Raw genomic sequence first — 6,607 nt, 5'->3', positions numbered from 1 at the left:
AACCCTGGTCCGCGAACTGATCGAGGACTCCTACGACCTGGTGGTGGCGGGCCTCCCCAGACAGGACCGCCTGCGCCTGAACCGCCCCTGACCGCTGCGACCCCGCAAGGGCACGTCAGGCGTGCCCGAGATCGACAATGCTGAATGCCTGGAGCCGCATGAGGAGCTGACCGGCCAAGGTCCAGCGAATACGGGGATCGTCGAATGCGACTCCCGCCGCGTCCACCGCCACGGGAGACGGAGACCCGGGCCGGTACAGCGCACCCCGTACGCCTGCGAGGCGGAACTCGGTGACGCGAAGGGCCACGCACTTCTGGCGGAGGTGAGGGCACGTCCTGATCGACCTCAGTCCGCATGGCACGCAGACTGGTGGGTGGGTGGTGATGAGGTCATCGGGCCAGGAGCCTGGATCGCTTGGATCTTCACCCAGCAGCCACAGGATGCCCGCCGTATTCCGATCGGCGGGTCCGGCGCAGATCTGGCACAGCAGTTCGCTCATGGCTCGCCGCTGTCGGAGAGCGTGGACTTTGCCGAACACGGGCCGCCCCTTGCCAGGAAGGGAGGGGGCGCGGGTCCACAGCACCCCAGTTGAGTCCCGGCCGTACGGCCGCTCGTCCGCATAGCCGATGCCGTCGCCTTTGGCGACGATGCGCACGGCGGGAGCTCGCTCTGTGGTCCATGCCGCGATGTACGGAACCGGATCCGGCGAAGAAGCGCTCCTCCCGACACGTGCCCTCTGAGACCCCATCAGCAAACCCCGTTTCCAAGCCAGTTCTCCGGCAGGCCGCACCTGCCATCCAACATCTCTAGAGATCTAAAGGGAACCGCTCATCTCTAGAGATGTCAATCGTGGTGCTCGGAGAAGTGGCGTCAGCTCATCGACTGCGGGGCCGGGGTTCGTCGCTGCATGCGTGTTCTAGGGTGTCTAGAGAAGAGGGAGGAGGTTCACGCATGGTGCCCAGGAGCGGCGACGGCCGGCCGAAGTACCGCCGCATCGCCGACGCGATCCGTGAGGCGATCGAGTCGGGTGAGTACGGACCGGGCGCGCGGCTGCCGGGTGAGAACGACCTCATGGCCACTTACGACGTAGCCCGCATGACCGCGCGGCAGGCGCTCGGAGTTCTCCAGAACGAGGGGATCGCCGAATCCCGAAAAGGCGCCGGAGTTTTCGTTCGGTCTTTCCGTCCGCTCAGACGCCGTGGCGTGCAGCGGCTGGCCAGTGAGGGATGGGGCGCGGGCCGTTCGATCTGGTCGGCGGACATCGAGGACCGGCCCCTCGTTGTGGACCAGCTCGCTGTGAGCGAGGAGCCGGCACCGGAACGCGTCGCACGGGTGCTGGGCATCGCTCTTGGCGCCGCCGTATGCGTTCGAAGGCGGCGATACGTCCTGGAAGGAAAGCCGGTCCTGCTGGCCACCAGTTACCTTCCGGCATCCCTCGTCGCCGGTTCGCTTATCACACAGGACGACACGGGCCCCGGTGGAATCTACGCACGCCTCGACGAACTCGGCTTCAAGCCCGTTCACTTCAGGGAAGAGATCCGCTCGCGCATGCCTTCCGCCGAGGAGGCGAACAGCCTCGAACTCTCAGTGGGTACGCCGGTGATGCTCGTCTGCCGCACTGCCTTCGGCTCCGAGGGCAGGCCTGTGGAGGTCAACGAGATGACCCTCGATGCGGGCGCGTACGTGCTGGAGTACGGCTTCGACGCGTAGCGCGGCGGCAGGGCTTTCCGGTGTCAACTGGTGCGGGAGCGGCCTGAATTCGCGGAGAGCCGCGTTGTTACTGTGTGCGATGGCGTGTGATCATCGTGTACATGACCGTAGAAGGAGATGGCACGCCGATACCGGGGCACGTGTCGGCGCTGGCCGGCCTGTGGGTTCCTCCGGACGGTTCGGGGTCGTCCGGGCCGGCCGAGGGCGTCGCTGGGGAGCCTGAACTCGCGGGGAGCCGACGGGGGTTCGCCGTGCTGCTGGGTGAGTTCCGGCGTACGGCCGTGCTGGTGCCGTTCGACGAGGCCGGAGGTCCCTGGACGGCGGATCACGGCGGGGTGCGGTGGGTCTGCGCGTTCTCGGATGAGGAGGCGCTGGCCGGGTTCGCGCACGGCGAAACACCGGATGTCCGGCGACGGCCGGACCGTCCTGGAGAAGGTCGACTTCGTCTGGGACGGCACCACTCTCTGTGAACAGACAGCACAGTCGGACACCTTCCCGAACCCGGTAACCCTCACCTGGGACCACCAAGGCCCCCGGCCCCTGGCCCAGACCGAACGCATCTCAGCCGCGGGCGCCCCGCAGCAAGAAATCGACCAGCGTTTCTTCAGCATCATCACGGACCTCGTCGGCACCCCGACGGAACTCATCGACGAACAGGGCGACATAGCCTGGCGCACCCGCACAACTCTCTGGGGCACCACCACCTGGAACAGCGACGCCAAAGCGCACACCCCGTTACGCTTCCCAGGCCAATACCACGACCCGGAAACGGGCCTCCACTACAACTTCCACCGCTACTACGACCCGGAAACGGCCCGCTACCTCACCCCGGACCCCCTCGGCCTGGCACCTGCGCCCACTCAGCTCAGCGCAGCCCCTCAAGCCGACGAACACCGAGCGCGGAAAAATTCGCCGAGTTCGGACGACCACTTTTTCCTGAATTCCTGCGGAAGTTTTCCGGAATCCCATCGCTCGTCCAGATACCCGAAGAGAAAGTCAATGTTCATCCGCAGTTCGTGCCGCCGGAAGTCACGAATTTTCAATCTGCACGTTGAATCCGGACGCCCGTAGCTTCGCGGCAAGAAATTCGACGTCAACCAGTGTTCCTTGGATGCCAGACGTACGCAGCCTTTCAGTCATTTGCTTGGCCTCAGAAATCGGCAAGTCGTACACCTCTCTGAGATTCTTCAACAATCGGGCCCCACGCACCTCGGATCCGATGAGCTTAAGGGTGGATTCCCCATTAGCCGCAATGATTGCATCTCTTACACTCGGCGGAGATTCGCCCGACCCGCCAGAGTGCCACAGGTTTCCGCAGACCGAGCAGGAACATTCCATATCCCAGCGGCGCCCGCTACTCAAAAGAACTTCTGCGACAGTGCAGTCCGCTCCACTCCCACACCTGTCACATGAGTCACCGACGGCAGCCGATTGCGAGATCATTCCCAACCCCTCATTTTCATATAACGCTCAACCGTCCCATAGAAACGGTCAGAAAGGCCCGATCCGTCCCTCGGGTGGTGAGATCCCATTTTACCTTGATTCCACCATCGGTGGTGAAGCTCCTCGTGAATCAACGACCGTCTCAATTCAATTCTGGACACAAAAGGAGCCGGCCCGATTTGGGTCCCTCTAAGATGGGACGCTACAGCATGGCCAACAAACGGGCTATATTGAGGGGTGTGGCTAAATTTCAAATCAGGGAAATCTTCGATCATAATTGCCTTTAGAGCCCTGTTCCTGCTCCTCGCGGTACTGCCAGTTACGTGACTTAAGTCATCTGTCCAGCGAGCGTTACGTTCTTGACCCTCGGTCCTCGGCTGGCGCGAATTTCCGTTTTCACATGGCGCGAGGCCGAGCGGGTCGCTCCATGTGTGCGGATTCCCGACGTAGGAGGCCGGGTTGGAACGGGGGTCTGCTGTTCGTACCCGAGGGAGGGGTGGTGTGGCCGGCTGCCTATGCTTTGGGTATGACTCTGAGCGATGGTTCCGCCGGCCTTGGACCTGAGGATCGCAAGATCGTTACGTTGGCGCGGAGTGCGCGGGTGCGGAACGGGGTGGCCGAGGGGGCCGCCGTGCGGGATGAGACCGGGCGTACCTATGTGGCCGGGACCGTTGAGCTGGCGTCGCTCAAGCTGAGCGCGTTGCGGACCGCCGTGGCGATGGCCGTGGCGAGTGGGGCCACCTCGTTGGAGGCCGCGGCCGTTGTGACCGAGGCGGAATCCGTGCGTGACGAGGATCGTGCCGCTGTCCGTGATCTCGGGGGTGCCGGGACGCCCGTGCTGGTGGCGGGGGTCGACGGGGTCCTGCGGGTGAGCGTCACCGCCGGCTGAAGTCGGGCGGGTGCGGTCGGTTTCGATCATCGTCTGTCATCGGGTGTCGAGGACCTGAGCCCCCGGCTGGTCGGCGGTGGCCCCCCGATCGGGGAGAATGGGCGCCATGAGCGCTCGTATCCCTTCTTCCGAGACCGCCCCCGAGACGGCCGGAGCCCCTCACAAGGCCGGCTTCGCCTGCTTCGTCGGCCGCCCCAACGCGGGCAAGTCCACCCTCACGAACGCTCTGGTCGGACAGAAGGTGGCCATCACCTCGAACCGGCCGCAGACCACGCGTCACACCGTACGGGGCATCGTGCACCGGCCCGAGGCGCAGTTGATCCTGGTCGACACCCCCGGCCTCCACAAGCCGCGCACGCTGCTCGGTGAGCGTCTCAACGACATCGTGCGCGCGACCTGGTCCGAGGTCGACGTCATCGGCTTCTGCCTGCCCGCCGACCAGAAGCTCGGCCCCGGTGACCGCTTCATCATCAAGGAGCTCGCCGGGATCAAGAAGACGCCGAAGGTCGCCGTCGTCACCAAGACGGACCTCGTCGACTCCAAGACGCTGGCCGAGCAGCTCATCGCGATCGACCAGATCGGCAAGGAGCTGGGCATGGAGTGGGCGGAGATCGTTCCGGTCTCCGCCGTCGCCGATCAGCAGGTGGGCCTGCTGGCCGACCTGCTCGTGCCGCTGCTGCCGCAGAGCCCCCCGCTCTACCCCGAGGGCGACCTCACGGACGAGCCCGAGATGGTCATGGTCGCCGAGCTGATCCGTGAGGCCGCGCTGGAAGGCGTACGGGACGAACTGCCGCACTCCATCGCCGTGGTGGTCGAGGAGATGCTGCCGCGCGAGGACCGTCCGGCGGACCGGCCGCTGCTCGACATCCACGCGAATGTCTACATCGAGCGGCCCAGCCAGAAGGGCATCATCATCGGCCCCAAGGGCCAGCGCCTCAAGGAGGTCGGGACCAAGTCCCGCAAGCACATCGAGGCGCTGCTCGGCACGCCGGTCTTCCTCGACCTGCATGTGAAGGTCGCGAAGGACTGGCAGCGCGACCCCAAGCAGCTCCGCAAGCTCGGCTTCTGATTCCGGGCCCCGCCCTGGGCCCTCGCTCAGGCTCCCTCCTTGAGCACCCTTGAGATCAGGGTCCGCTGGGCGTCCGACAGCCGTGGGTCGGCGCAGTGAACTGTCCGGCCGTCAATCGTGATCCGGTAGTTGAAGCCGTCCGGGACACCGCGCGACTGCGGGCCCTGGGCGTCCTGGGCTTCGGACAGGGCCTGTTCGGCCAGCTTCTGCCACTCGTCGGGATCGGCCAGGGCCGAGGTGTCCACCTCGGCCCTGCGCTCGATACCCGCGAACCCGCCTGTACGCCGTACTTCGATACGCATGGGTCCCGTTCTAGTACGTGTCGGGCCACGGCGACAGGTCACTTCGTCGGAACGCCGACCTCGGACCACGCCTTGGTGACGGCCTCCTGCTCCGCGCCGTCGCCGTACCGGGCCCGCGCCGCCGCGAGGGTCAGCCGTGCGAAGTCCGCGAACTCGGCGTCCTCCGCCAGCTTGCCGCCGGTCAGCACGTCGTACCAGACCTGGCCGGCCCGCTCCCACGCCTTGCCGCCGAGCTGGTCGGCGAACAGGTAGAACGCGCGGTTCGGAATACCGGAGTTGATGTGCACGCCGCCGTTGTCGCTGCCCGTGTGCACGAAGTGGTCCATCGAGGCCGGCTGCGGGTCCTTGCCGAGGACATCGTCGTCGTACGCCGTGCCCGGGGCCTTCATCGAGCGCAGCGCGACCCCGGTGACACTCGGTCCGAGCAGGCCGGCTCCGACCAGCCAGTCGGCCTGGTCGGCGGTCTGGTCCTGGGTGTACTGCTTGACCAGCGAACCGAACACGTCCGACAGCGACTCGTTCAGCGCGCCGCTCTGGCCGAAGTAGGCGAGATTGGCGGTGTATTGGGTGACACCGTGCGTCAGCTCGTGGCCGATGACGTCGACCGGCAGGGTGAAGTCGAGGAACACCTTGCCGTCACCGTCCCCGAACACCATCTGCTCGCCGTCCCAGAACGCGTTCGCGTAGTCCTTGTCGTAATGGACGCTGGCGTTGAGCGGCAGCCCCTGGCCGTCGAGCGAGTTGCGGCCGTACGCCTTCAGCAGCAGCTCGAACGTCGAGCCGAGCCCGTTGTACGCGCGGTTGACGGTGGCGTCGGACCCCGGGCCGTCGCCCTCGTCGCGCACCTTCTTCCCGGGCAGGGTCGTGCTGTTCCCGCAGTTGTAGATCGTGCGCCGAGGTCCGTCCGCCGCCGGGGCCGGAGGGGTCGCGGGCGGCGCCGTGGCCGTACGGAGACCGGCGACCGTGGTCAGCCGGCGGCGGGTGCGCTGCGCCGCGTCCGCCTCCAGCGTGCGGCGGAACGGACCGGCGAGCACCGGGTCGGCGGATCTGGACAACTTGTCGAGAAGGTGCGGCGGCACGATGGTGCAGAAGACGGGCCGGACGGTGGAACGGGAGGCGGAAGCGTCGTTGGGGGTCATGTATGAAATGTGGCAGTGCGTACCCGATAAGTCACTACCTGCTACCCATGATTCC

General features: G+C 66.0%; 6 protein-coding genes and 3 pseudogenes. 6 read left to right on the top strand and 3 right to left on the bottom strand.

Going from position 1 to position 6,607, the window contains the following annotated elements; genetic code table 11:
• Positions 1 to 91, top strand: a pseudogene (locus QR77_RS43425) (MmcQ/YjbR family DNA-binding protein); the annotation flags it as partial.
• A gap of 24 nt (positions 92 to 115) precedes the next feature.
• On the opposite strand, the gene QR77_RS10985 reads toward QR77_RS43425, so the two are convergent.
• On the bottom strand, positions 116 to 655 hold the full coding sequence (locus tag QR77_RS10985) for a hypothetical protein (RefSeq protein WP_236710601.1): 540 nt from the start codon (positions 653 to 655) through the stop codon (positions 116 to 118).
• 296 nt (positions 656 to 951) lie between these two features.
• Here QR77_RS10985 and QR77_RS10980 point away from each other — a divergent pair, with 296 nt between their 5' ends.
• The 5 genes and pseudogenes from QR77_RS10980 (at position 952) to era (ending at position 5,111) form a co-directional block, all read left to right on the top strand.
• Positions 952 to 1,710, top strand: coding sequence for a GntR family transcriptional regulator (locus QR77_RS10980; protein WP_040021297.1), 759 nt, complete (start codon positions 952 to 954; stop codon positions 1,708 to 1,710).
• Between the two features lie 101 nt (positions 1,711 to 1,811).
• Positions 1,812 to 2,096 (top strand): annotated as a pseudogene (locus tag QR77_RS48510) (SseB family protein); the annotation flags it as partial.
• Positions 2,089 to 2,568: pseudogene (locus tag QR77_RS48505) on the top strand (RHS repeat-associated core domain-containing protein); the annotation flags it as partial. The pseudogenes QR77_RS48510 and QR77_RS48505, both read left to right, overlap by 8 nt.
• A 1,111-nt stretch (positions 2,569 to 3,679) precedes the next feature.
• On the top strand, positions 3,680 to 4,042 hold the full coding sequence (locus QR77_RS10970; protein WP_040021293.1) for a cytidine deaminase: 363 nt from the start codon (positions 3,680 to 3,682) through the stop codon (positions 4,040 to 4,042).
• Positions 4,043 to 4,148: 106 nt separating this feature from the next.
• On the top strand, positions 4,149 to 5,111 hold the full coding sequence (era, locus tag QR77_RS10965) for a GTPase Era (protein WP_040021291.1): 963 nt from the start codon (positions 4,149 to 4,151) through the stop codon (positions 5,109 to 5,111).
• Between the two features lie 26 nt (positions 5,112 to 5,137).
• Here era and QR77_RS10960 read toward each other — a convergent pair whose 3' ends face one another.
• Both QR77_RS10960 and QR77_RS10955 read right to left on the bottom strand, forming a co-directional pair.
• Entirely contained in the window at positions 5,138 to 5,413 is a 276-nt protein-coding gene (locus tag QR77_RS10960; protein WP_040021289.1) for a protealysin inhibitor emfourin, read from the bottom strand.
• 38 nt (positions 5,414 to 5,451) lie between these two features.
• The gene (locus QR77_RS10955) at positions 5,452 to 6,552 is read right to left on the bottom strand and encodes a M4 family metallopeptidase (RefSeq protein ID WP_040021287.1); all 1,101 of its coding nucleotides are present in this window, start codon (positions 6,550 to 6,552) and stop codon (positions 5,452 to 5,454) included.
• Between the last annotated feature and the right edge of the window lie 55 nt (positions 6,553 to 6,607).

Source organism: Streptomyces sp. 150FB (genome assembly GCF_000818195.1).
Taxonomy (GTDB): domain Bacteria; phylum Actinomycetota; class Actinomycetes; order Streptomycetales; family Streptomycetaceae; genus Streptomyces.
Note: the sequence above shows the minus strand (reverse complement) of the source record. Positions and strands in the feature narration are given on the sequence as shown.

Coding starts and splice junctions, on each gene's coding strand:
- QR77_RS10980 (WP_040021297.1), top strand. CDS start 952: ATGGTGCCCAGGAGCGGCGACGGCCGGCCGAAGTACCGCCGCATCGCC.
- QR77_RS10955 (WP_040021287.1), bottom strand. CDS start 6,552: ATGACCCCCAACGACGCTTCCGCCTCCCGTTCCACCGTCCGGCCCGTC.
- QR77_RS10970 (WP_040021293.1), top strand. CDS start 3,680: ATGACTCTGAGCGATGGTTCCGCCGGCCTTGGACCTGAGGATCGCAAG.
- era (WP_040021291.1), top strand. CDS start 4,149: ATGAGCGCTCGTATCCCTTCTTCCGAGACCGCCCCCGAGACGGCCGGA.
- QR77_RS10960 (WP_040021289.1), bottom strand. CDS start 5,413: ATGCGTATCGAAGTACGGCGTACAGGCGGGTTCGCGGGTATCGAGCGC.